This is a genomic window from Georgenia wangjunii, from assembly GCF_036421975.1.
In the GTDB taxonomy this organism is placed as follows: Bacteria; Actinomycetota; Actinomycetes; order Actinomycetales; family Actinomycetaceae; genus Georgenia_A; species Georgenia_A wangjunii.
Genome location: NZ_JAZGON010000012.1, coordinates 1 through 24,427 on the forward strand (window position 1 = coordinate 1; position 24,427 = coordinate 24,427).

Annotated in this window: 19 protein-coding genes; 5 read left to right on the forward strand and 14 right to left on the reverse strand. The window is 75.0% G+C overall.

Annotated elements, in window-relative coordinates; all coding sequences use genetic code 11:
• From V2J63_RS15835 to V2J63_RS14350, 6 genes are all read right to left on the reverse strand, one after another.
• Positions 1 to 110 (reverse strand): alanine--tRNA ligase-related protein (locus V2J63_RS15835; RefSeq protein WP_434056304.1); only part of this gene is annotated, 110 nt, incomplete at its 3' end.
• A gap of 77 nt (positions 111 to 187) precedes the next feature.
• A complete protein-coding gene (locus tag V2J63_RS14330) occupies positions 188 to 598 on the reverse strand; it encodes a hypothetical protein (RefSeq protein ID WP_331231670.1) in 411 nt (136 codons plus the stop codon).
• Position 599: 1 nt separating this feature from the next.
• Positions 600 to 953 (reverse strand): DUF948 domain-containing protein, encoded by a 354-nt coding sequence (locus V2J63_RS14335; RefSeq protein WP_331231671.1) that lies wholly within the window; start codon positions 951 to 953, stop codon positions 600 to 602.
• Positions 954 to 1,097: 144 nt separating this feature from the next.
• Complete coding sequence (rpsD, locus tag V2J63_RS14340) at positions 1,098 to 1,730, reverse strand: 30S ribosomal protein S4 (protein WP_331231672.1); 633 nt, start codon at positions 1,728 to 1,730, stop codon at positions 1,098 to 1,100.
• Between the two features lie 243 nt (positions 1,731 to 1,973).
• A complete protein-coding gene (locus V2J63_RS14345) occupies positions 1,974 to 3,323 on the reverse strand; it encodes a replication-associated recombination protein A (protein ID WP_331231673.1) in 1,350 nt (449 codons plus the stop codon).
• Between the two features lie 85 nt (positions 3,324 to 3,408).
• Complete coding sequence (locus V2J63_RS14350; RefSeq protein ID WP_331231674.1) at positions 3,409 to 4,458, reverse strand: GNAT family N-acetyltransferase; 1,050 nt, start codon at positions 4,456 to 4,458, stop codon at positions 3,409 to 3,411.
• 277 nt (positions 4,459 to 4,735) lie between these two features.
• On the opposite strand from V2J63_RS14350, the gene V2J63_RS14355 reads away from it, so the two are divergent.
• On the forward strand, positions 4,736 to 7,009 hold the full coding sequence (locus tag V2J63_RS14355; RefSeq protein ID WP_331231675.1) for an MMPL family transporter: 2,274 nt from the start codon (positions 4,736 to 4,738) through the stop codon (positions 7,007 to 7,009).
• A 164-nt stretch (positions 7,010 to 7,173) separates the two neighbouring features.
• Here V2J63_RS14355 and V2J63_RS14360 read toward each other — a convergent pair whose 3' ends face one another.
• Both V2J63_RS14360 and aspS read right to left on the reverse strand, forming a co-directional pair.
• Positions 7,174 to 7,920 carry a GNAT family N-acetyltransferase gene (locus tag V2J63_RS14360; RefSeq protein WP_331231676.1) on the reverse strand — a complete coding sequence of 249 codons (747 nt, stop codon included), beginning with the start codon at positions 7,918 to 7,920 and terminating at the stop codon, positions 7,174 to 7,176.
• 7 nt (positions 7,921 to 7,927) lie between these two features.
• Entirely contained in the window at positions 7,928 to 9,703 is a 1,776-nt protein-coding gene (gene aspS / locus V2J63_RS14365) for an aspartate--tRNA ligase (protein ID WP_331231677.1), read from the reverse strand.
• A 260-nt stretch (positions 9,704 to 9,963) separates the two neighbouring features.
• Here aspS and V2J63_RS14370 point away from each other — a divergent pair, with 260 nt between their 5' ends.
• On the forward strand, positions 9,964 to 11,853 hold the full coding sequence (locus tag V2J63_RS14370) for a DEAD/DEAH box helicase (protein ID WP_491062243.1): 1,890 nt from the start codon (positions 9,964 to 9,966) through the stop codon (positions 11,851 to 11,853).
• Positions 11,854 to 11,930: 77 nt separating this feature from the next.
• On the opposite strand, the gene V2J63_RS14375 is transcribed toward V2J63_RS14370, so the two are convergent.
• The 5 genes from V2J63_RS14375 to V2J63_RS14395 all read right to left on the reverse strand — a co-directional run bounded on the left by V2J63_RS14375 (position 11,931) and on the right by V2J63_RS14395 (position 18,265).
• Positions 11,931 to 12,632, reverse strand: coding sequence for an alpha/beta fold hydrolase (locus V2J63_RS14375; protein ID WP_331231678.1), 702 nt, complete (start codon positions 12,630 to 12,632; stop codon positions 11,931 to 11,933).
• Between the two features lie 64 nt (positions 12,633 to 12,696).
• Positions 12,697 to 14,301 carry a GTPase gene (locus V2J63_RS14380; RefSeq protein ID WP_331231679.1) on the reverse strand — a complete coding sequence of 535 codons (1,605 nt, stop codon included), beginning with the start codon at positions 14,299 to 14,301 and terminating at the stop codon, positions 12,697 to 12,699.
• Entirely contained in the window at positions 14,298 to 16,097 is a 1,800-nt protein-coding gene (locus V2J63_RS14385; protein WP_331231680.1) for a dynamin family protein, read from the reverse strand. Before V2J63_RS14385 ends, V2J63_RS14380 begins: the two co-directional genes overlap by 4 nt.
• Positions 16,094 to 17,482, reverse strand: coding sequence for a histidine--tRNA ligase (hisS, locus tag V2J63_RS14390; protein WP_331231681.1), 1,389 nt, complete (start codon positions 17,480 to 17,482; stop codon positions 16,094 to 16,096). The genes V2J63_RS14385 and hisS overlap by 4 nt, the downstream gene beginning before the upstream one ends.
• 72 nt (positions 17,483 to 17,554) lie before the next feature.
• A complete protein-coding gene (locus V2J63_RS14395; RefSeq protein ID WP_331231682.1) occupies positions 17,555 to 18,265 on the reverse strand; it encodes an MBL fold metallo-hydrolase in 711 nt (236 codons plus the stop codon).
• Between the two features lie 139 nt (positions 18,266 to 18,404).
• Here V2J63_RS14395 and V2J63_RS14400 point away from each other — a divergent pair, with 139 nt between their 5' ends.
• The 3 genes from V2J63_RS14400 (at position 18,405) to V2J63_RS14410 (ending at position 22,031) form a co-directional block, all read left to right on the forward strand.
• Positions 18,405 to 19,175: a peptidylprolyl isomerase gene (locus tag V2J63_RS14400; RefSeq protein WP_331231683.1), complete on the forward strand. Its 771-nt coding sequence runs from the start codon at positions 18,405 to 18,407 to the stop codon at positions 19,173 to 19,175.
• Positions 19,172 to 21,358, forward strand: coding sequence for a DUF349 domain-containing protein (locus V2J63_RS14405; RefSeq protein WP_331231684.1), 2,187 nt, complete (start codon positions 19,172 to 19,174; stop codon positions 21,356 to 21,358). Before V2J63_RS14400 ends, V2J63_RS14405 begins: the two co-directional genes overlap by 4 nt.
• A 103-nt stretch (positions 21,359 to 21,461) precedes the next feature.
• Positions 21,462 to 22,031, forward strand: coding sequence for a hypothetical protein (locus V2J63_RS14410; RefSeq protein WP_331231685.1), 570 nt, complete (start codon positions 21,462 to 21,464; stop codon positions 22,029 to 22,031).
• 19 nt (positions 22,032 to 22,050) lie between these two features.
• Here the strand turns inward: V2J63_RS14410 and V2J63_RS14415 are convergent, their stop codons facing one another.
• Positions 22,051 to 24,369 (reverse strand): RelA/SpoT family protein, encoded by a 2,319-nt coding sequence (locus V2J63_RS14415; protein WP_331231686.1) that lies wholly within the window; start codon positions 24,367 to 24,369, stop codon positions 22,051 to 22,053.
• Positions 24,370 to 24,427 lie beyond the last annotated feature (58 nt).

The window sequence follows — 24,427 nt, forward strand, 5'->3', positions numbered from 1 at the left end:
GTGAAGAGGATCGACGGGTCGGGCGAGACGAGCGGGACGCTCGGCACGACGGTGTGGTCGCGGGCGGCGAAGTAGTCGAGCCAGCGGCTGCGGATCTCGGCGGTGCGCATGGGTCCTCGGGCAATCGTGGTGTCGGTGCGGGCCGGGCGTCGTGCGCGGGCCTGCGTGGGCGGTGCGGCTGCGGCGGCTACGGCCGCGTCGTCGGCGGGGGCGCTGCGGGGTACGCGGTGGTGGACCGGTCTGCCGGGGACGCCGGCACGCCGTCGGCGCTGGTGGCGCCGCTCGCGGAACCCGCGGGGGAGGTGGCTCCCGTCGTCCGCCAGGCCTGCGGCGCCGCCACGTCCGGGGACGCCGCGGAGGCGGCGCGGTGGGCACGGGCTGCGGCGACGTCGGGCTCGGAGGGCAGGAGCCCGGAGCGCAGCTCGCTCTCCCGCACGGCCATGTCCGTGCGGAACGCGGCCACGCGCCGCCGGGCCTCCGCCGTCAGGCCGGAGAGGGCGCGGCCGACGCCGCCGCCCGCCGCCGGGACGGCGAGGGCGACGAGCGCGGCCGCACCGAGGACGGTGACGCCGAGGGCGAGCATCGTCGTGCGCCGCACGTCAGGCGTCCCGGCCGGGGCTGAGCAGGCGGCGCACGGCGTAGCTGAAGGACGCGACCTTGATGAGGGGCGCCCCGATCGTGGCGGAGACGAGCGTCGTCACGGCCGAGACGTTCTGCGAGACCTCGGCCGCGGCCGTCGTCACCGCGTCCACCTTGGCGATCTGGGCGTTGCTCGACGCGATGGTCGCCGCTGCCTCGTCGACGACGGGGAGGGTGTGGGCCGTGAGCTCGCGCACCGACGTGCGCGCCTCGTCCAGCACGCGGCCGAGCTTGATGAGCGGGACGGCGAGCAGCGCCACGAGCGCGACGAAGGCGAGCGCGGCGATGATCCCGGCGATGTCACCGACTGGCATTCGGATTCCTTCTCCCTGCGGTAGGCCCGACGCGGCTGCGCGTGGCTGCTGGATGAGGCTACCGGTGAACGACGACGCCCCGGGAACCGGCTGAGCCGGCGCCCGGGGCGCGTGGAGCGGAGCCGGCAGGCGGCCCCGGTGACATCAGCGCGAGTAGTACTCGACGACGAGCTGCACGTCGCAGGTGACGGGCACCTCTTCACGCTTCGGGCGACGGACGAGCTCGGCGCGGAGCTTCTCGACCTGGACGTCGAGGTACGCCGGGACGATCGGCAGGACGTCGCGGTGGGCGCCGGCAGCGGCGACCTGGAACGGCGTCATCGTCTGGCTCTTCGGCTTGACCTGGATGACCTGGCCGACCTTGACGCGGAACGAGGGGCGGTCGACGAGCTGGCCGTCGACGAGGATGTGACGGTGCACGACGGCCTGGCGGGCCTGGGCGATCGTCCGGGCGAAGCCGGAGCGCAGGACGAGGGCGTCGAGACGCATCTCGAGGAGCTCGACGAGCGACTCACCGGTCATGCCGGACTCGCGACGGGCCTCCTCGAAGGTGCGCTGGATCTGCACCTCGCGCAGGCCGTACTGGGCGCGCAGACGCTGCTTCTCCTTGAGACGCACCGCGTAGTCCGACTCGGTGCGACGGCGGGCGCGGCCGTGCTCGCCCGGCGGGTAGGGACGCTTCTCGAAGTACTTGACGGCCTTGGGGGTGAGGGCGATCCCGAGCGCACGGGACAGCCGCACCTGGCGGCGCGAACGACTCTGGTTGTTCTTGCTCAACGTGTTCTTCCTGTCATGTGGATGTCACGCCTGCAGGCGACTGCCGCCGGCGTGGGGCCGACCATCGTGGCCAAGACCCCAGGTGGTTGCCCGCGCTCGGCGCAGGGCAACCGGGAAAGTCTAGCAGGGCGCAGCGGGGCCTTCGTCGGGCCGGCTGGAGCCCGGGCGGGGCGACGGCGTGCCGGGTCTTCCATCGGCCGCTCGTTCCTCGCGGCTCCCGCGCCCGCGCCCTCGATGCGGCTGTCAGGTGCCGCGCAGGATCTGGCGGACCCGTTCGAGGCGAGCGGCGACGTCGCGCTCGTGGCCGTGGGTGGTCGGCTCGTAGTAGCGGGCGCCGGCGAGCTCGTCGGGGGCGTACTGCTGCGCCGCGATCCCGTGGGGGTAGTCGTGGCTGTACCGGTAGCCCTCGCCGTGTCCGTGCCCGGCGGCGCCCGCGTAGTGCGCGTCGCGCAGGTGCGGCGGGACCGGGCCCGCCTTGCCGGCGCGGACGTCGGCGATGGCGGCGCCGATCGCCTTGTACGCGGCGTTCGACTTGGGCGCCGTCGCGATGTGGACCACCGCTTCGGCGAGCACGAGCTGCGCCTCGGGCATGCCGATGAGTGCGACAGCCTGGGCCGCGGCGACGGCCGTCTGCAGGGCCGACGGGTCGGCCATGCCGACGTCCTCCGCCGCGGAGATGACGATCCGCCGGGCGATGAACCGCGGGTCCTCCCCCGCCACGACCATGCGCGCGAGGTAGTGGAGCGCCGCATCGACGTCGGAGCCGCGCATCGACTTGATGAAGGCGCTCGTCACGTCGTAGTGCTGGTCGCCCGCGCGGTCGTAGCGCACGGCGGCGACGTCGACGGCGCGCTCGACCGCCTCGAGGGTGATGCGGTCCGCGCCGCCCGAGCTCGCCGTGCCGGCCGCCGCCTCGAGCACCGTGAGCGCCTTGCGGGCGTCGGCCCCGGCGAGCCGGATGAGGTGGTCCTCGGCGTCGTCCTCCATCTCGAGCGAGCCACCGAGGCCGCGCTCGTCGACGAGCGCGCGCCGGACGAGCGTGCGCACGTCGTCCTCGGCGAGGGGACGCAGCGTGAGGAGGAGGGACCGCGAGAGCAGCGGCGAGATGACGGAGAAGCTGGGGTTCTCCGTCGTCGCCGCGACGAGGGTGACCCACCGGTTCTCCACCGACGGCAGGAGGGCATCCTGCTGGGACTTGGAGAAGCGGTGGACCTCGTCGATGAACAGGACCGTCTCACCGGCGCCGGTCACGAGGCGGCGGCGCGCGTCGTCGACGACGGCACGGACGTCCTTGACGCCGGCGGTGACCGCCGAGAGCTCGACGAAACGCCGGTTCGAGCCGTGCGCGACGAGGTAGGCGAGCGTCGTCTTGCCCGTCCCCGGCGGGCCCCAGAGGATGACCGACGAGGGGGCGATCCGGGAGTCCGTCTCGGGGTCGACGAGGCGGCGCAGGGGCGAGCCCGGCTCGAGGAGGTGCGACTGGCCGAGGACCTCGCCCACGTCGGCCGGGCGCATGCGCACGGCGAGCGGCGCCCCGGCACGTACGGCCGGCACGCCGGCGTTGTCGGCGCCCGCCGCCTCGAAGAGATCCACGACCCGAGCCTACGCAGCCCGACAGGCCCGCCCGACCGGAGGGCCGTCGCCGGACGGGGTCCGCCGCGGGGCGTGGCCGCCGGCGTCAGGGCGGCGGGTCGATGACCCGGGTGGGGTCGAGCGGGACCGGTGAGCGCACGGCGAGGGTGAACGACGTCGTCGGGAACCACGGCGGGCTGGACAGCGCGTCACGCAAGGGTCCACGCGGGTCGTACGTCGCGACGACGGTCGTGCCGCTCCCGCGCATCCGCCAGCGGGTGGTCTCCCACAGGTAGCGCGCCGCGCGCCCGTGGCCCGGCGCGTACCAGACCTTGTCGGTGAGGACGTTCCGCATGACGCCGCCCGGTGGCACGATCCGCAGGAGCCGGTTCGCCGCCCGCAGCGCCGCCGGCATCCGCACGACGCGCATCGAGCGCAGCCGCCCCTCCTCCCGCAGCCCCATGCCGGCGAGGAGCCGCCCCGACGTGTCGGTGGCAACGGCGTAGTGGTTGACCGGCTCGGCCAGCGGGCTGCTCGCCAGCCACGCGCCCAGCGACTCGGCGGAGTGGAGCCGTGCGAGCTCCATGCCGTGGGTGAACTCCGTCAGGCGCGCGGCGACCTCCGGAAGGTCGCCGGGGAGCGCCGCGCGGACCTCGAGGGCCGGGTCCCGCCGGGGCGGGCGCACGCGCATCGGCATCGGAGCGACGACCGCCCGGCCGACGAGCTGCGTCGCCCACGTACGGGCGCTGGCGAGCGACGCCGCGTTGCCGCTCTGGATCTCCGCGACGACGACGACGTCCGGGCCGAACCGGTCCCGAGCCCGGTCGATGCGCCACTGCGCGAGGGCGCGCGCGATGCCCTGTCGGCGGTGGTCCGGGTGCACCGACAGTGCGCCGAGGAGGGCGTAGGGCAGCTCCCTGCCCCCGACGCGGCACCGGCCCGTGCTCAGCTTCGCGTGCCCGACGACCTCCCCGGACCCGTGCAGGACGGCGACGACGCCGACGCAGTGCTCGTGCTGCCCCGCCGTCGTCTGGAGGTCCGGGACGTGCAGCTCCCAGCCGAAGGAGATCATCCCACCGTCCGGTGCGAGGTTGTCGAGCACCGCGACGGCCGCGGCGTCCTCGGGTCGCTGCTCGCGCAGCTCGACTCGGGTCATCGACGGCTCCTGCGTCTGGCGCGGGCGGGCGGCCCGGGAAGCGGGGCCGCGGGGTGCGGGGTGCGGGGTGCGGACGAAGGGACGCTACCGCGTGCCCGGGCACCGCGGGAGGCGCTGGGCAACTCGACGGCGCGCGTGCCGCCGGCGGCGGGCACCGTCACGGGCGTACCGCGCCCCGCCCGCCTCCCGCGCACGCGTCGGGTGGTGGTCCCCCGCGCTCGGTGGTCCTCAGAGCGGGCGGGCCGCGCTGGGGCGCTCATCCCGGCGCGGTGCGAGGATGGCGGCCGTGTTCGACCATCTCGGGCGTCTCGTGGCCCGCCACCCCCGGACCACCGCGCTCGGCTGGCTCGCCCTGACCGTGGCGTCCCTGCTCCTCGCGCTCGGCGCGGTCGGGAACGAGGGCCTGTTCGCCAGGCTGCAGACCGGTGAGCCGGGCGCCCCGGGCTCGGACAGCGAGCGGGGCTCGCAGATCATCGCGGACGCGAGCGCCGGCGGGGAGGAGATCAGCTACCTCGTCGAGGGTGTCGACCTCGCCGACCCCGAGGTCGCCGCGGCGGTCGGCGAGGCGCTCGCCCCGGCCCACGCCGAGCTCACCGACATCGACGGCGTCGAGCAGGTCGTCAGCGCGTTCGTCCTGCCCGACGGGCTCGCCCACCCCGCCGCGGCCTCCCTCGTCGCCCAGGACCAGGACGGCTTCCTCCTCTCGGTCGTGCTCGAGGACCTCGAGGGCCCAGCCGCGGGCGAGGCGCACGACGCCGTCGTCGAGCGGCTCGCCCAGGTGCCGTCCGAGCTCGCCGACGTGCCGGGCGACGTCGTCGCGCTCACGTCCTCCCCCACTCTCATCGCCGACGCGATCGTCGGCCAGGTCGAGGAGGACCTCATCCGGGGCGAGCTCGTCGCCCTGCCGCTCGCGCTCCTGCTCATGGTCGTCGTCTTCGGCGGGTTCCTCGCCGCGAGCATGCCGCTCGCCGGCGCCGTGGCCTCGATCGTCATCGGCCTCGGTGCGCTGCTCGGGTTCACGCACGTCATGGACATCGACTCCTACATGATCAACGTGCTCACGGTCATCGGCCTCGGGCTGTCCGTCGACTACGGCCTCCTCGTCGTCTCCCGTTACCGCGAGGAGCTGCGCACGGCGCTCGCGGCGGAGCCCCCTGCCGACCGCAACCCCCGACGTCGGCGGCGCACGCGCGCCGGCAGCGACCCGGTCATCACCGCCGCCATGACCCGCACGCTCGCGACGGCCGGTCGCACCGTCGCCTTCTCGGCCGTGACCATCGCGCTCGCCGTCTTCGGCATGGTCTTCATGACGCCGGACCTCATGCGCGCGCTGACGGCCGCCGGGGTGACGATCGTCGTGCTCGCCCTCCTCGCCTCGATCACGCTCGTGCCGGCGCTGCTCGTCCTCCTCGGCCGCCGCCTCGACCGCCCCGCCCTGCTCGCCCGCGTGCCCGGGGTGCGCCGGGTGGTCGGCCGCATGGGGGACGTCGCCCCGGAGGTCGGCGTCTTCTCCCGCATCGCCCGGTTCGTCCACGCGCGGCCGTGGCCGGTCCTCATCGGGGTCCTCGCCGTCCTCGTCGTCCTCGCCAGCCCGCTGCGCGGCTTCGACATGCGCTCCTCCGGCCTCGACCTCGTCCCCGAGGACTCCGACCAGCGCGACTTCATCGCCGCCGTCGTCGAGGACTACCCCGCGGCGCAGGCGCCGGAGATCGTCGTCGTCAGCGCGGGCACGCCGGACGGCGCCACCGACCTCGCCGCTGCCGTCGCGGCGCTCGACGGCGTCACCGACGTCGGCGATCCGGCGCCGGTCGGGGACTACGTGACGCTGGGCGTCTTCCTCGAGACCGACGACCCGGGCGGCGACGAGGCCGGCGCGCTCGTCACCGCGATCCGGGCGCTCGACCCCGCTGCCCAGGCGTGGGTGACCGGGCAGGCCGCGACGCAGAAGGACTTCATCGACGCGCTCGTCGACGGCATGCCGTGGGTCGTCCTCTTCGTCGCGGCGGCGGTCCTCGTCCTGCTCTTCCTCATGACCGGCTCCGTCCTCGTCCCGGTCAAGGCGCTGGTCACGAACGCGCTCTCCCTCGCCGCGTCGCTCGGCATCACGGTGTGGATATTCATCGAGGGGAACCTCGCGGGCGTCCTCGGTTTCGAGCCGGTCGCCGGCCTCGAGGCGACGGTCGTCCCGCTCATCATCACGTTCGGGTTCGGCCTCGCGATGGACTACGAGGTCTTCCTCCTCACCCGCATCAAGGAGTTCTGGGACGCGGGGATGGACAACGACGTCGCGGTCGAGCGCGGCCTGCAGCTCATGGGCCGGATCATCACCTCGGCGGCCGCGATCATCATCGCCGTCTTCGCGGGCTTCGCGGCCGGCGAGCTCGTCATCATCAAGCAGGTGGGCGTCGCGCTCGCCGTCACCGTCCTCATCGACGCCACCCTCGTGCGCCTCCTCCTCGTGCCGGCGACGATGACGCTGCTCGGGAAGTGGAACTGGTGGGCGCCGGCGCCGCTGCGCCGCCTCCACGACCGGTTCGCCATCGCGCACTGAGGTGCCGCGGCGCACCCCTGAGCCGGCCGCTGCCCGGCACTTCTGCATGATCACGAGGGGGTCGCGGGGGGCGTCCGCCTTGCGGGTGCTTCCCGGCACTTCAGCACGATCACGAGAGGGTTGGTGCGAGCGCGTCACGGCGAGGTGGGGGCGAGCGGGTCAGCTCACACCCCGGCGAGGTTCTCCACCTCGTGGCCGACGGCGTAGCCGAGCCGCTCGTACACCCTGCGGGCGCCGTCGTTGTCCGCCCACATGCCGAGGTGGACGTAGGAACCGCGCTCGAGACCCCACCGCGTGAGGCGGGCCGTCAGCGCCGCCCCGGCGCCGCGGCGGCGGAGCTGCGGCAGGACGGCGATCGAGGAGAGGTGGACCTCCCCCGCGCCGCTCGGCTCCGGGGCCGTGGCGGCGCCGACCCCGCCGAGCGAGCCGTCGTCACCGGCCCAGCCCCACCAGGCCTTCTCCGCGTCGTCGCGGCGCGGCCCGCGCTCGGGGTACGCGACCCCGAGCACGCGGGAGACCCGCGCGAGCCGGTCGGTGCCGGTGAGGAGCTCGACGCGCTCCTCCCCCGGCTGCGCCGGCGGGACCGCCGCGCACACGAGCCAGTCCCACCCCCGCGCCGGCGCCAGGCCGAGGTGCTCGCGGGCCGCGGGGGCGACGTGGGCCCACGTGCCACGCGTGAGCATCGTGTGCCCCGGCTGCGGGGGCAGGTCGTCGGCGGCCGAGATGACGCCGGCGAGGGCGGCCGGGGCGCCGAGGCCGACGAGCATGGCGGCGTCGCCGACCTCGACCAGCGCGGCCGTCCCGGCCGCGTCCCCCCACACCCGCCGGACGGGCCAGCGGAAGGCGTTCGCGTGCCAGAACGGCCACCGGTCGAGCAGCGCGTGTACGTCGGTGCCCTGCCCGACCACCATCGTCGGGTCAGTCCTGCGCGGGCTTCTTCGGCTTCGCGTCCACGCCCGCCTCGCGGCGCTGCTCCGGCGTGATCGGTGCCGGTGCGTGCGTCAGCGGGTCGTAGCCGCCGCCGGACTTGGGGAACGCGATGACGTCGCGGATCGAGTCCGCCCCCGTGAGGAGGGCGACGATCCGGTCCCAGCCGAACGCGATCCCGCCGTGCGGCGGCGCTCCGTAGGCGAAGGCCTCGAGGAGGAACCCGAACTTCTCCTGGGCCTGCTCCTCGTCGATCCCCATGACCGCGAAGACGCGCTCCTGGACGTCACGGCGGTGGATACGGATCGACCCGCCGCCGATCTCGTTGCCGTTGCAGACGATGTCGTAGGCGTAGGCGAGCGCCTCGCCCGGTGCCTCCTCGAAGCGGTCGATCCACTCCGGCGTCGGCGACGTGAAGGCGTGGTGGACGGCCGTCCACGACCCGGAGCCGACGGCCACGTCGTCGTCCTCTCCCGTGGGCTTGAACAGCGGCGCATCGACGACCCACACGAACGACCAGGCACTCTCATCGATGAGGCCCTGGCGGCGCCCGATCTCGAGGCGCGCCGCGCCGAGGAGCGAACGCGCCTCGTTCGGCTTGCCGGCGGCGAAGAAGACGCAGTCGCCGGGCTGGGCGCCGACGGCGGCGGCGAGGCCCGCGCGCTCGGCCTCGGAGATGTTCTTCGCGACCGGCCCGCCGAGGGTGCCGTCCTCGGCGATCGTCACGTAGGCGAGGCCCTTGGCGCCGCGCTGCTTCGCCCACTCCTGCCACGCGTCGAACGCCCGGCGCGGCTGCGCGGCCCCGCCCGGCATGACGACGGCCCCGACGTAGGGGTTCTGGAACACGCGGAACGGGGTACCGGCGAAGTACTCGGTGAGGTCGGTGAGCTCGAGGCCGAAGCGCAGGTCGGGCTTGTCGGTGCCGTACCTCTCCATGGCGTCGGCGAAGGTGATGCGCTCGATCGGGCGCGGGATCGCGACGTCGATGAGCGACCACAGCTCGGTGAGGACCTCCTCGGCGACACCGATGACGTCGTCCTGCTCGACGAAGCTCATCTCGACGTCGAGCTGAGTGAACTCGGGCTGGCGGTCCGCGCGGAAGTCCTCGTCGCGGTAGCAGCGGGCGATCTGGTAGTAGCGCTCCATGCCGGCCACCATGAGGAGCTGCTTGAACAGCTGGGGCGACTGCGGCAGGGCGTACCAGGAGCCGGGCGCGAGGCGCGCCGGGACGAGGAAGTCACGGGCCCCCTCGGGGGTCGACCGCGTGAGCGTCGGCGTCTCGATCTCGACGAACTCCTTCGCGTCGAGGACCCGCCGCGCGGCGGCGTTCGCCTTGGCGCGCAGGCGCAGCGCGTGCGCGGGGCCCTGGCGGCGCAGGTCGAGGTAGCGGTGCTTGAGTCGCGCCTCCTCGCCGACCTGGCCGGCGTCCTCCGCGTGCGCGGACACCTGGAACGGCAGCGGCGCGGCCGTGTTGAGGACGACGACGTCGCTCGCGATGAGCTCGATGTCCCCCGTGGGAAGGTTCGGGTTGGCGTTGCCCTCGGGGCGGGCGGCCACCTCGCCCGTCACCTGGAGGACGAACTCGCTGCGGAGCTCGTGGGCGACCTCCTCGTCGCGGATGACGACCTGGGCGATGCCCGAGGCGTCGCGCAGGTCGATGAATGCGACCCCCCCGTGGTCTCGCCGGCGGTCCACCCACCCGGTGAGGGTGACGGTGGCGCCGGTGTCGCTGGCGCGCAGGGAGCCTGCGGTGTGGGTGCGGAGCACGGTGGGTCCTTCCGGATCGGTGGGCGCACCGCGAGACGGGCGGGCGCGCGACGATCCTAGTTGCCCCGCCGGCCGGGGCCGTGTGCCCAAGGTCACCGGGCCTCCTCCTGTGCCCCGTGGGCCCCGTACCGGTAACCTGGTGGTTCCTGGAGTGCACAGACCGCAGAACCAGGCCCCGAGCGGATGTTGGCGCATGTGTGGGGGCCCTTGTGCGGATGGTGCCTCGCCCAACCTGGCGATCGCACCCCACTCCGCATCAAATGACGGGTTCCTCTGTGACCACAACCATGCCCCAGCACGACTCTGCCACGAGCGTCCAGGACAACACCGGTGACTTCGCGGGTATCAGCGCCGCGACGACGTTCGCCGACCTCGGCCTCCCGCAGCACCTTCTCGAGGCGGTCCTCGACCTCGGCTTCACCATCCCGACCGACATCCAGGCGGAGGCCATCCCGCGCCTGCTCGCCGGGCGCGACGTCGTCGGCATCGCCCAGACGGGCACCGGCAAGACGGCCGCCTTCGGCCTGCCGCTGCTCGCCGCGGTCGACGCCAGCCGCAAGGGCGTCCAGGCCCTCGTCCTCACCCCGACCCGCGAGCTCGCCATGCAGGTGAGCGACGCGATCGCCACGTTCGCGGCCCGGACCCCGTCGCTGCGCGTCATGTCGATCTACGGCGGCTCGAGCTTCATCCCGCAGCTGCGGGGCCTGCGCGAGGGCGTCCAGGTCGTCGTCGGCACCCCCGGCCGCGTCATCGACCTCATGGAGCGCGGCAGCCTCGACCTGTCCGGCGTGCGCTTCCTCGTCCTCGACGAGGCCGACGAGATGCTGCGCATGGGCTTCGCCGAGGACGTCGAGCAGATCGCCGCCCGCGTCCCGTCCGACCGCCGCACCGCACTGTTCTCCGCGACGATGCCCGGCGCCATCAAGAAGGTCGCCGCGACGCACCTCAACGACCCGGTCCGCGTCGCCGTCTCGCGTGCGTCCTCGACGGTCTCGACCGTCCGCCAGACGTACGCCGTCGTGCCCTACAAGCACAAGGTCGGCGCGCTCGCCCGCGTCCTGTCCATCTCCGACGCCGACGCCGCCATCGTCTTCGTCCGGACCAAGGCCGCCGCGGACGAGGTGGCCATCGACCTCGCCGGCCGTGGGATCCAGGCCGCCGCGATCTCCGGTGACGTCGCCCAGCGTGAGCGCGAGAAGCTCATCGAGCGCCTGCGCGCCGGCACGCTCGACGTCCTCGTCGCCACCGACGTCGCGGCCCGCGGGCTCGACGTCGAGCGCATCGGTCTCGTCGTCAACTTCGACGTCCCCCGCGAGGCGGAGAGCTACGTCCACCGCATCGGCCGCACCGGCCGCGCGGGTCGCAGCGGCGAGGCCCTCACCTTCCTCACCCCGCGTGAGCGTGGCAGCCTCGGACAGATCGAGCGCCTCACCGGCACCAAGCTCGAGGAGGCGGCGATCCCCTCGCCCGCCGACGTCTCGGCCCATCGCGCCAAGACGCTCCTCGGCAAGGCGCCGGAGCGTCACACCGTCGGCCGCCTCGACCTCTACCGCGAGCTCGTCGGCGCCCACGTCGCCGAGCACGGCACGGACCCGGTCGAGCTGGCCGCCACGCTCCTCGCCATCGCCATCGGCGACGCCGGCCCCGCGCCGCGCACCGACGCCGACGACGCTGCCGAGGCACGCCCGCGCCGCGAGGAGTCCTACGACGACAGCGGCTCGTTCGTCCAGGCCCGGTTCGAGGAGGGCCGCGACGGCGGAGCCCGCTCCGGCCCCCGGAGCTCGGCTGCGCGCGGCGGCCGCCGCGACGTCGTCGGCACCCGCTACCGCGTCGAGGTCGGCCACCGCGACGGCGTCCAGCCGGGCGCGATCGTCGGCGCCATCACCGGCGAGGGCGGCCTGCGCGGCAAGGACCTCGGCAAGATCGACATCTTCCCGAGCTTCTCGCTCGTGGAGATCAGCGCGGACATCGACGCGGAGACGACGCGGCGGATCGGCGCCGCCCGCGTCGCCGGCCGCCCGCTGAAGATCCGCCCGGACTCCGGCCCCCGCACCACCGGTGCGGCCCCGAGCCGCGACACGCGCCGCGGCGCCGAGCACCCCTCGCGCCCGAGCGACGGCCGCCGCCCGCACCACACGAGCGCGCACTGACACCGGTGAGCTGAGCCGAGTCACCGACGCCCCCCGGCCGCCTGGCCGGGGGGCGTCGTCGTCCCTGGGGGCGCCGGTCAGCGGTCGACGGCGGCGAGGATCGCCGCCGCGAGCTCCGTCGGTCGCGTCAGCTGGGGCCAGTGGCCCGTGGGCAGGTCGACGATCTCGACGTCCTTGATGCGGGCGAGCTCAGCCGCGAACGGGTTGCCCGCGTCCATCCACTGGCGCAGGAGCTCGCTCGGGAACTCGCAGCAGATGACGGTCACCGGGACGTCGTAGCGCCGCTCGTCGTCGCTGAGCACCTGCGCGTCGCTCGCCACCCGCGCGGGCTGCGGGACCGCCATCGCGGCGAACCGGCCGCGCAGGTCCTCGTCGAGGTCGGTGAGGTCCTCCGGCTCGAAGACCGACCAGTCGGGCAGCGGGACCTCGCCGCCGGCCGCGGGCAGCTCGGCGTTGATGGCGTCCCCGTGGCCGAGGGGGCCGCTGTCGACGTAGACGACCCGCGCCACCGCCCGGGGCCGGGCGTCGACCACGGCGTGCGCGATCGCGCCGCCGCCGCTGTGGCCGACGAGGACGACCGGCCCGGGCAACGAGTCGACGACGGCGACGACGGCGTCGACGTGGTCGCGCAGCCCGATGCCCGCACGGTCGGCGTCGCGCGACTCCAGGCCCGGAAGGGTGAGCGCGTGGACGGTGTGGCCCGCGGCGCGCAGCGGATCGGCGACGTCGTCCCACGAGGCGCCGTCGAGCCAGAAGCCGGGGATGAGGATGAGGTCCATGCCCCGAGCGTACGAGCGACGTCCGGCAGAGAACAGGGGTGTGCGGGTGAACGTGGGGTGAGGCTCAGCCGCGCGCGCTCCGCAGCGCCGTCCGGAAGTCGGCGTAGCGGTCGAGCTCGGCCTCGAGCGGGACGACGACGGAGCGCTCCACGGTCGCGCGGACCCCCGTCATGAGGTCGCGCCGGGCGGCGCGGGCGCGCCGGCGTGCCCCCCACCGGGCGAGGACCCGGCCGATGACGGCGAGGAGGACCCCGGCGAGGACCCCGCCGAGCAGCAGCGCCGTCGGCCACGGGACGCGCCCCGCCATGGGCGTCTCCGGCACCGGCAGCCGCAGGTACCCCGCTCCCGCGAGGGCGCCGAGCCAGAGGGCCCCGGCGATGGCCGCGGTGAGGAGGACGGCCTGGAGGAGGCCGAGCACGCGCCACCACGCCGGCGTGCGCCCGAGCCGCAGGTCCGTGCCGGCGACGGTGCGGTCGAGGGCGTCGACGAGCCCCGGCACGGCGTCCTCGGCGTCGGTGAGCGCGCGCTCGCGCCACTGCGCCGGCAGGTGCCCGGTGGTCGACCACGCGAGGTCGTGCACGCCGGCGGTGACGGCGGCGGAGTGGGCGGCGCTGACCGGCGGCAGCGAGGTCGGCGCGTCGCCCGCCTCGAGGTGGAGGCGGCGCAGCGGGTCGGGGCGCAGGCGGGCGAGCCAGCGCACCGGGGGCCACCCCACGTGCCGGGCGGCGCGCCGCGAGTACGCGCGCTGCACGGCGGCCGTCACGGTCGGCACGCCCGCCGCGCGCGCCGCGGCGCTCGTGAGCGCCTCCGTCGCCTCCGCGGGCACCTCTCCCGACGTCCCGTCGTTGAGGTCGGCACCGCTGCTCGTGGCGATCGTCCGGACGGCGGTCGTGACGTCGGCCGTCAGGCGGTCGCGGGCCGCGCGCCCCGCCCCCGCGACCGTCGCCAGCCGCTGCGTCAGCTCGTCCACGCCGGTGCCCTCCCGCGCGGAGGTGAGGAGCACCTCGACGCCGGTCATCCCGTCCTGCGCGAGCAGGCGGCGCAGGTGGTCGACGACGCCGGGCACGTCGCCCGGGTCGAGGCGGTCCACCTGGTTGAGGACGACGACGCTGACGCTGGCGTGGTCGGCCATCGCCTGGAGGTACTCCTCGTGGACGACGCCGTCGGCGTACTTCTGCGGGTCGAGCACCCACACGAGGGCGTCGACCCGCTGCGCGAGCCGCGCTGCGACGGCGCGGTTGGCCGCGCTCGTCGAGTCGATGTCCGGGAGGTCGAGGAGGACGAGGCCGTCGAGGCCGCGCGGGTCGTGCCCGCGCTCGAGGCGGTCCGGCACGTCGAGCCAGTCGAGGAGCTCGGTCGCGCTCGCCTCGCCCCACACGACGCCGAGGGGCTGGGTCGTCGTCGGGCGCCGTGCGTCGACGCGGGCGAGGTCCGCGCCGACGACGGCGTTGAGCAGGCTCGACTTGCCGGACCCCGTCGCCCCGAGGAGCGCGGCGACCGTGAGGCCGACGCCGATGCGCTGGCGCTCCGCGGACCGCTCGATGAGGGCGCCGGCCACCGCCAGGGCGTCGGCCGCCACGCGCCCCTCGGCGAGCTCGACGGCGTGCGCGAGGCTCTCGAGCCTCGACTCGAGGCTGGTCTCGGCGGCGCGCGAGGTGCGGCGCCTCACCGCGCCATCCCCGCGGCCGCGAGGCGGGCCACGACGTGCTCGACGGCGTCGTCGAGCGCGTCCGGGGCGCCGCGGTCGATCCGCAGCCGGTCGAGCTGGCCGGTGCGCGCGTAGGCCTCCTCCGCGAAGAGCCGTCCGGTCCGCGCGCGCAGGTCCACCCGCGCGGCCTCGGCGAGGTCGCGCACCGCCTGGTCGCCGAAGACCATCTCGAGGACCTTCTGCCCGACGATCGCCGTGCCGCCGGCGACGCCGAGCTCACCGCCGGTGATGCCGCCCGAGAGGGCGAAGACGACGAGCATGAGCGTGACACCCGAGACGTTGACCCCGAGGGAGAGCATGCGCGCGCGCGTGCGCCGGTCCTCTCCCTCCTCGCGGACCCGCTCGAGGATGCCCTGCTGCCACGCGCGGACCTCGGTCTCGACGCGCTCGGCGAGCCGGGCTCGCACCTGGGCGGGCGGCTCGCCGTCGTCGGCCTCGTCCTCGGTCGTCAGCAGGTCGCGCCCGGCGGGGTCGCTGCGCCAGCGGCGGCGCACGTCCTGCGCGGCGCGCTCGGCCTCGGCGACGACGAGGGTGACGAGGCCCGACTCGACGGCCTCCGCGACGCGGGCGGCGGGGGCCGGCCGGCCGCGCAGGAACCCCGTCACCCGGTCGCGCAGCCGTCCGACCGACGCCTCGAGCCCGCGGAACCACTCCCCCGTGCCGACGAACTCCTGCCAGCGCGCGAGGACCTCCCCACGCAGGAGCGTCCCGTCCTCCGTGGCGGCCATGACCCGGTCGACGCCCTCGTTGTAGGCGCCGTGGACGTGGTCGGCCAGGGCGGTGGCCGCGTCCACCTGCGCGCGGGCGCCGTCGGAGACGTCGTGGGTACGGCGCAGCGCGGCGTGGAGGGCCCCGAGGAGCGTCTGCCGTGCGACGGCGGCACGCGAGCTCGCGTCGTGGGCGAGGCCGCCCAGCCAGGCCCGCACCTGCTCGACGTCGCCCTCGGGGAGCATGCCCCGGGCGTCCCGGGCCGTCTCGGGGACGACGAACAGCGGCGCGTGCGCGAGGCCCTCGGCCTCGAGGTGCCGTGCGAGGTCGGCGCGCACGTCCCCGGCGGTACCCGGCGGCACACGGTCGAGCACGACACCGACGACGACGCGGCGCGCGGCCGCCTCGCGCAGGAGCGCCCACGGCACGGCGTCGGCGTAGCGTGCGGCGGTCGTGACGAAGAGCCACAGGTCCGCGGCGGCGAGGAGCTGGCCGGCGAGCACCCGGTTCTCCGAGACGACGGAGTCGATGTCGGGAGCATCGAGGAGCGCCAGGCCGCGGGGCACGCTGACGGCGGCGCGCAGCTCGAGCTCGGTCTGGAGGGCCGAGCGGTCGGTCACGTCGTCGGGCGCCACGGACGCGGCCTCCTGGCCGACGCGCACGCGGGCGAGCTGCGGGAGGATGCGCGTGCTCGTGAACCACGCGGCGTCGTCGGGGTGGTGGACGAGCACGGGCCGGCGCGTCGTCGGACGTATGGCCGACGCCGTCGAGACCTCCGTCCGCACGAGCGAGTTGACGAGGGTCGACTTCCCGGCGCCCGTCGAACCGCCGACGACGGCGAGGAGCGGGGCGTCGAGCTGGTCGAAGCGCGGGATGACGTAGTCGTCGAGCTGGTCGACGACGGCGGTCCGCTGCGCCCGCGCCGCCTCGGCGCCGACGACGTCGAGGGGCAGCCGCACCTCGCGCAGCAGGTCGCGCAGGGCGCGCAGCGCGGCGACGACCTCGGGCGTGCCCGCGGACTCCCGCTCGACGCCGCGCACCGTGCTCATCGTTCGTCCTGGTCCGGTACCGCTGCTACGACGCGCTGCCGCACGTCGTCCGCGGGCGGGCTCCACGTCGCGGCGTCCGCGCCCACCTGCTCCCCGGAGCGGATGTCCTTGACGGCGTCGCCGTCCTCGCTGGCGCCGGGGAACCACACGAAGGGGATGCCGCGCCGGTCGGCGTGCTTGATCTGCTTGCCGAACTTCGCGGCGCTGGGGGCGACCTCGGCGGGGATGCCGCGGCTGCGCAGCGCGGCCGCGACACGGTCGCTCGCGCGGCGCCCGTCCTCGTTCGTCACGGCGACGAGGACGGCGGTCGGCACGGCGCGGGTGGCGCGCGCGAGCCCCCCGGAGAGGATGCGGGCGACGAGCCGGCTCACGCCGATGGACAGGCCCACACCGGGGTAGGTGCGCGTGCCGTCGGAGGCGAGGGAGTCGTACCGCCCACCGGAGCAGATGGAGCCGAGGTCCTCGTGCCCGACGAGCGTCGTCTCGTAGACGGAGCCGGTGTAGTAGTCGAGGCCCCGGGCGATCGACAGGTCGGCGACGACGACGCCCGGCACGCGCTCGGCGGCGGCCGCGACGAGGCTGACGAGCTCACCGAGGCCCTCCTCGAGGAGGTCCGTGCTGACGCCGAGCGCCCGCACGCGCTCGGCCACCGAGGCGTCGGCCCCGGTGATCGAGGCGAGCTCGAGCGCGGCACGCGCCTGCTCGGGCGTCGCCCCAGCCTCGTGCTCGAGGAGCTCGGCGACCGCGTCGGGGCCGATCTTCGCGAGCTTGTCGATCGTGCGCAGCGTGCCCTCGACGTCGGCGAGCCCGATGCCCTCGTAGAAGCCCTGGGCGATCTTGCGGTTGTTGACGGCGATGCGCACCGGCGGGATCGGGAGGGCGGCGAGCGCCTCGGCCATGACGAGCGGCAGCTCGACCTCGTAGTGGAACGGGAGGGCGTCCGCGCCGACGACGTCGACGTCGGCCTGGATGAACTCGCGGAACCGGCCGTCCTGGGGGCGCTCCCCGCGCCACACCTTCTGGATCTGGTAGCGCTTGAACGGGAAGGCGAGCTTGCCGGCGTGCTCGAGCACGTAGCGGGCGAGCGGGACGGTGAGGTCGAAGTGGAGGCCGAGCCGGCGGTCGGCGGCGGAGCCCGACGCAGCCGAGACGTCCTCGCCGCCGTCGTCCGGGTGCACCTCCTGGAGGCGGCTGACGAGGTACACCTCCTTCGAGGTCTCGCCCTTGCGGAGCAGCTCCTCGACCGGCTCGACGGCCCGCGTCTCGATGCCCGCGAACCCGTGCAGCTCGAAGGTGCGGCGCAGGACGTCGAGGACGTGCGCCTCGACGGCGCGGTCAGCGGGGAGCCATTCGGGGAAGCCGGACAAGGGCGTGGGGCGGGCCATGGGGCCGATCCTCCCATCACCGGCGGTTCTGGTGCGAGGCGCCCGGCCCGTGGGCGGCTCCACGTCCGGTCGCTACGCCGCGCCGAGGGCCGCGCGCAGGTGCGGGTTCGTCGCTCGCTCGGCGTCCATCGTCGTGGCGGGGCCGTGCCCGGGCAGCAGGCGCGTACGGCCGGGCAGGGCACCGGCGAGCACCCGCAGGGTCGCACCCATGACGGCGGGGTCACCGCCGGGCAGGTCGCACCGGCCGATCGAGCCCGCGAAGAGGACGTCGCCGGTGAACGCGAGGACGTCAGCCGCCGCCGGGGACACGTCGTCGCCGCTCGGCCGGGCGTCCGGGAGACGGAGGACGAGGACGGTGCTGCCCGGCGTGTGCCCGGGGGCGGGCACCGCCTCGAGCACGAGTCCCTCCGCCAGCGCGAGCCCGCCGTCGGGCAGGGGCCACCCCTGCGCCGGACGCCGCCACGGCCCGGCGGTGAGGGAGCGGAACATCGCCCCGAGCGGAGCACCGAGCGCGCCGGCCGGGTCCGCGAGGCGCGGCAGGTCAGGCGCGCCGAGGTAGACGGGAGCATCACCGGCCACCTCGGCGGCGTCCCACACGTGGTCCGGGTGCCCGTGGGTCCCGACCACCCCGGACACGGTGAGGCGGTGCTCGTCGAGGGTGCGGCGCACGGCGGCGGCGGAGCCGGCGCCGGGGTCGATGACGAGCGCCTCGCCGCCCTCCGCCGGGGCGAGGAGATAGCAGTTCGTGGCGAACACCGGGGCCTGGACGGTGAGGAGCAGCATCGTTCCAGGCTAGGCCGTGACCAGCCTGTGACCTCTGCGTGCCCGGGACGGCAGTGCGCGGGGCCGCGCCCGCCTAGACTGTCCCGCGATCAGTCGTCGCGGTGGCGTACGTCACGTCATCGCTCATGAGGAGGTCCAGTTGGCCCCGGGCACGAAGCAGCAGCGCGAGTACGAACGGCGCCGCCACGAGAAGTGGGAGGCGCGCCGACGCGTCCACCAGCGCCAGCGACGCACGATCGCCCTCGTCATCGCCGGCATCGTCGTCGTCGGGATCGTCATCGCGCTCATCCTCGTCAACCGGCCGGACGGAGAGACCACCGACCCCGGCTCGACGAGCGAGCCGCAGGCGACGGCCTCGCCCGAGCCGCTGCCGACGACGGACCCGCAGCTCTACGACGCCGCGCCGGACCCGGCCGAGGCCGAGGGCCGCACGTGGGAGGTGACGATCAGCACGAGCGCCGGAGACATCGGCATCGAGCTCGACGGCGCCGCCGCACCGCAGGCCACCGCCAACTTCCTCCGCCTCGCCCGCGACGGCTTCTACGACGGCACGGGGTGCCACCGCCTCCTGCCGACCTCGCTCCTCCAGTGCGGTGACCCGACGGCGACCGGCACCGGTGGCCCGGGCTACAGCTTCGGGCCCGTCGAGAACGCCCCCGAGGGCGACCTCTACCCCGCCGGCACCCTCGCCATGGCGCGCCAGGGCAACAACGGCGAGTCCATGGGCAGCCAGTTCTTCCTCGTCTTCGCCGACGTGACCCTCCCGTCGGACGAGGCCGGTGGCTACTCCGTCTTCGGCACCATCACCGAGGGGCTCGAGATCCTCCAGCAGGTGGGGTCGCAGGGCACCGTCCCGGGCAGCGAGCAGCCCGTACTTCCCGTCACCATCGAAGGAGTGACCATCCAGTGACCGAGCCGACGTCGCACCCCCAGGACGACCAGCAGGTGCCCGCCGCCGCAGCCGAGTCCCAGCCGCCCCGCGAGGAGCGTCCGGAGGCACCGGTCACGGAGGAGTCCGTGCCGGACGCGGCCGGCCAGGCCGATGCTGCTCCGGCGGCGAACGAGGGCGCCGACGCCCCCGCCGTCGCCCCGGCCGCGCAGGCGCCGGCTGACGACGGTGCCTCCGCTGAGCACGTGGCCGACGGCACGAGTGCTGCGACCGACGAGGCCGCCGCACCGGCCGAGGCGGACGCTCCCAGCGGGGAGCAGCCGACCCAGGACGCCGCTCCCAGCGCGGAGCAGCCGACCCAGGACGCCGCTCCCGGCGCGGACCAGCCGACCGAGGACACCGCTCCCAGCGCGGACCAGCCGACCGGCGACGCAGCGCCTGTGCCGAGCGAGCAGGCGGCGGACTCCGCGCCCGCCGAGCAGCCGGCCGCGGACGTCGTGCCGGCCGAGGACGCCCCCGTCCCCGCCGAGCAGCCGGCCGAGGACGCCCCCGTCCCCGCCGAGCAGCCGGCCGAGGACGCCCCCGTCCCCGCCGAGCAGCCGGCCGAGGACGCCCCCGTCCCCGCCGAGCAGCCGGCCGAGGCCGCGGCGCCCGCCGCCGACGCCACCCCGGCGCCGACCGAGCACACCGAGCCCGAGCCCGTGGCCGACGCCGTCGAGGCCGCCACCCCCGAGGCCGAGGTTCCGGCGCCCGCCGACGCCACGCCCGCCGAGCCGCCGGCCGCGGACGCTGCACCGGTGGCAGAGGCGGAGGCTGCCCCCGAGCCGCCGGCCGCCGCCGCCGGTCCGGCGTCGCCGTCCACGCGGCCGACGCCCGTCCCCCGCCCCGCTCCCCGCCCGCCGCTGCCCGGTCGCCGGGCCGCTGCGGCCCCGGTCGTGCCGGTTCCGCCGGTCGACGCCCACGACGCCGCCGAGGCGGCCGCGTGGGGGCGCGTCGACCCCGACGGCACCGTGTGGGTCCGCGAGGCGACCGGCGAGCGGACCGTGGGGCAGTACCCGGGCGCGGACACGGAGGAGGCGCTCGCCTTCTACGTGCGCCGCTTCCTCGACCTCCAGGCCCAGGTGGCGCTCTTCGAGGCGCGCCTGCCGCAGCTCGCCGTCAAGGAGATCGACCAGACCATCACCACGCTCCGGGACGCCCTCGAGGCGCCGACCGCCGTCGGCGACATCGACGGCCTCCGCGCGCGCCTCGAGGGTCTGCGTGGCCGGGCGTCCGAGCGTCGTAAGGAGCTCGCCGCGGAGCGCGAGGCGCTCAAGGCCCAGGCGCTCGCCGAGCGCACCGCGATCGTCGAGCGGGCCGAGGCCATCGCGGCGACCGACCCGGCGAAGATCCAGTGGCGCTCCACCGGCGAGGAGCTCCGCGGGCTCCTCGACCAGTGGAAGGCGGCGCAACGCTCCGGGCCCCGTCTGGACCGCCCCTGCGAGGACTCGCTGTGGAAGCGGTTCTCGCAGGCCCGCACGACCTTCGACCGCCACCGCCGGCAGTACTTCGCCGAGCTCGACGCCACGCAGGGCGAGGCGAAGGCCGCCAAGGAGAAGCTGGTCCAGCGCGCCGAGGCGCTGTCCACGTCGACCGACTGGGGCGCCACCTCGGCTGCCTACCGCGGCCTCATGGACGAGTGGAAGCAGGCCGGGCGCGCGAACCGCAAGGACGACGACGCCCTCTGGGCGCGGTTCCGTGCCGCGCAGCAGGTCTTCTTCGACGCCCGCAACGCGCAGAACGCACAGGTGGACGCCGAGTACTCGAAGAACCTCGAGGTCAAGCTCGCCCTGCTCGAGCAGGCCGAGGCCCTCCTGCCCGTGACGAACCCGACCGCCGCCAAGGCGGCACTGCGCCCGATCCAGGACCGCTGGGAGGAGGCCGGCAAGGTGCCGCGCGCGGACGTCCAGCGCGTCGAGGGCCGCATGCGTGCTGTCGAGCAGGCTGTCCGTGACGCCGACGACCAGCGCTGGCAGCAGACGGACCCCGAGAAGAAGGCGCGCGCGGAGGGGGCGGCAGCCCAGCTGCAGGACTCCATCACCGCCCTCGAGAAGGACGTCGCGGACGCGCAGGCACGCGGGGACGAGCGTGCCGTCGCTCGTGCGCGCGAGGCGCTCGATGCCCGTCAGGCGTGGCTCGACCAGGTGCTGCGCTCCGCCGAGTAGCCGCGCTGAGAGGCTGTATCCACACGCGCACCACCGGCCCGGGCATCCACATGCCCGGGCCGGTCTGTCGCTGCGTTGCCGGCCCGGGCGGCACCCTGGGGCGATGACCCACCCGCTGGCCTGGCTGCACGCCCGCCCGCCCGAGCCCGTCGTCTCGGTCACGGCGCAGGACCGGGCGCTGCGGGTCGCACGGCTCGACGGGCTGCTCCTGCCCACGGGACGTGACCGGTTCGCCGCGGCCGACCTCGTCCGCGGGCCGGACGGCCGCGCCGCCAGCCTCGCCGCCGATGTCCCCGCCGGCGCGGCGATCGCCCGGGCCTCGGCGGTCTGGGTCCACACGGGCTGCTACCGACCCGCCGTCCCGGAGGTCGTCGTCCCGCGGGGACGGCGCGAGCACCTGCCGACGCTCACGGTGCACCAGCAGCGCGTCGAGCCCGGCGAGACGGTCACCATCGGGGGCGTCCTCGTCACGACGCTGGTGCGCACCGCGGTCGACCTCGCCCGGTGGTGCCCGCTCGACGTCGCGGCGCCGCGCCTGCGCGCCCTCGCCGCCGTCGGGCTCCCGGTCGCCGACGTCACGGCTGACCTCGACCGGCACGCCCGCGACGCGTACACCGCGCGCGCCCGCGCCGTCGTCGCGGCGGCCCTGACGGTGCCGGGAGGCGGTGCTTAGCCGCGCCGCGAGGCGGTGCCTAGCCGCGCGCCGGTACGTCGGCGCTGCGTGCACCCGTGAGGCGGTAGACGTCGAAGACGCCGTCGATGCGGCGGACGTTGGAGAGCACGTGCCCGAGGTGCGAGGGCTCGGCCATCTCGAAGACGAACTTCGACAGCGCGACTCGGTCCCGGCTCGTCGTCACCGAGGCCGACAAGATGTTGACGTGGTTGTCCGAGAGGACGCGCGTGACGTCGGAGAGAAGTCCCGAGCGGTCGAGCGCCTCCACCTGGATCTGGACGAGGAAGGTGCTCTGGCCGTGCGGCGACCACGAGACGCCCACGACGCGCTCTGGCTCGGCGCGGAGGCTGTCGAGGTTCCCGCAGTCGGCGCGGTGGACGGACACACCTGACCCCCGGGTGACGAACCCGACGACGGGGTCGCCGGGGACCGGCGTGCAGCAGCGGGCGAGCTTGACCCACACGTCCGACTCCGACATGCCCTCGACGACGATCCCCGGGTCCCCGGACCGCAGGCGCGGCCGCTGCTCGCCCGGCATCGTCGCCTCGGCGAGGTCCTCCTCGGCGCCCTGCTCGCCGCCCATCGTGTGGACGAGCCGCTGGACGACGTTCGACGCCGAGACGTGGTTCTCGCCCACGGCGGCGTAGAGGGCCGAGACGTCGGCGTAGCGCATGTCGTGGGCCAGCGCCGTGAGCGACTCGTGCGACATGAGCCGCTGGATCGGCAGGTTCTGCTTGCGCATGGCCTTGGCGATGAGCGCCTTGCCGGCCTCGATCGCCTCCTCGCGGCGCTCCTTGGTGAACCACGCGCGGATCTTGTTCCGGGCCCGGGGGCTCGTGACGAAGCCGAGCCAGTCCCGGCTCGGGCCGGCCCCCTCGGCCTTCGACGTAAAGATCTCGACCGTGTCGCCGTTCTCGAGCGTCGACTCCAGCGGCACGAGCCGACCGTTGACGCGCGCGCCGACGGTGCGGTGCCCCACCTCGGTGTGGACGGCGTAGGCGAAGTCGACCGGCGTGGCGCCCGGCGCGAGCGCCATGACGTCGCCCTTCGGCGTGAAGACGTACACCTGGGAGCCGGAGATCTCGAAGCGGAGCGAGTCGAGGAACTCCCCCGGGTCGGCCGTCTCCCGCTGCCAGTCGACGAGCTGGCGCAACCAGCTCATCTCCGTGTCGCCCGAGGGCTCCTCGTTGCGGGCACCCTTCGCGGCCTGCTTGTACTTCCAGTGCGCCGCCACGCCGTACTCGGCCCGCCGGTGCATGTCGTGCGTGCGGATCTGGATCTCGACCGGCTTGCCGCCCGGCCCGACGACGGTCGTGTGCAACGACTGGTAGAGGTTGAACTTCGGCATGGCGATGTAGTCCTTGAAGCGCCCCGTCAGGGGGTTCCACCGGGCGTGCATCGTGCCGAGGACGGCGTAGCAGTCGCGGACCGAGTCGACGAGGATGCGCACGCCGACGAGGTCGAAGATGTCGTCGAAGTCGCGGCCCCGGACGATCATCTTCTGGTAGATCGAGTAGTAGTGCTTCGGCCGGCCGGTCACCGTGGCGCGGATCTTGTTGGTCCGCAGGTCCGTCTCGATCTGGGCGCTCACGCTCTTGAGGTACTCCTCGCGCGCCGGTGCGCGCTCGGCGACGAGGTGGACGATCTCCTCGTAGACCTTGGGGTAGAGCGTGGCGAAGGAGAGGTCCTCGAGCTCCCACTTGATCGTGTTCATGCCGAGGCGGTGCGCGAGGGGTGCGTAGATCTCGAGGGTCTCCCGGGCCTTGCGCTCGGCGGAGGCGGCCGGGACGTACTTCCACGTCCGGGCGTTGTGGAGCCGGTCGGCGAGCTTGATGACGAGGACGCGGATGTCGCGCGCCATGGCGACGACCATCTTGCGGACCGTCTCCGCCTCGGCGGCCTCGCCGTACGTCACCTTGTCGAGCTTCGTCACGCCGTCGACGAGGAGGGCGATCTCGTCGCCGAACTCCGCGCGCAGGTCGCGCAGCGGGTAGTCGGTGTCCTCGACGGTGTCGTGGAGGAGTGCGGCCGCGAGGGTCGGCGGCGTCATCCCGAGCTCGGCGAGGATGGTCGCCACCGCCACGGGGTGCGTGATGTACGGGTCTCCGCTCTTGCGGAGCTGGCCCCGGTGCGCCTTCTCGGCCACCTGGTAGGCGCGCTCGATGACGGCGGTGTCCGAGCGCGGGTGGTTCGCGCGGACGGCACGCAGGAGCGGCTCGATCGCGGGCGAGGCGTGACCACGGGCCCCGAGCCGCACGAGGCGCGAGCGCACTCGCGACCCCGGGACGACCGTGTCGTCAGCGGCCGGCTGAGTGCCGGTGACCGTCTCCTCTGCCATCGCGCAATCCTATGCCGACGGCGCCCGTGCGCAGACCTGGGAGGCGCCGCCGGTAGCG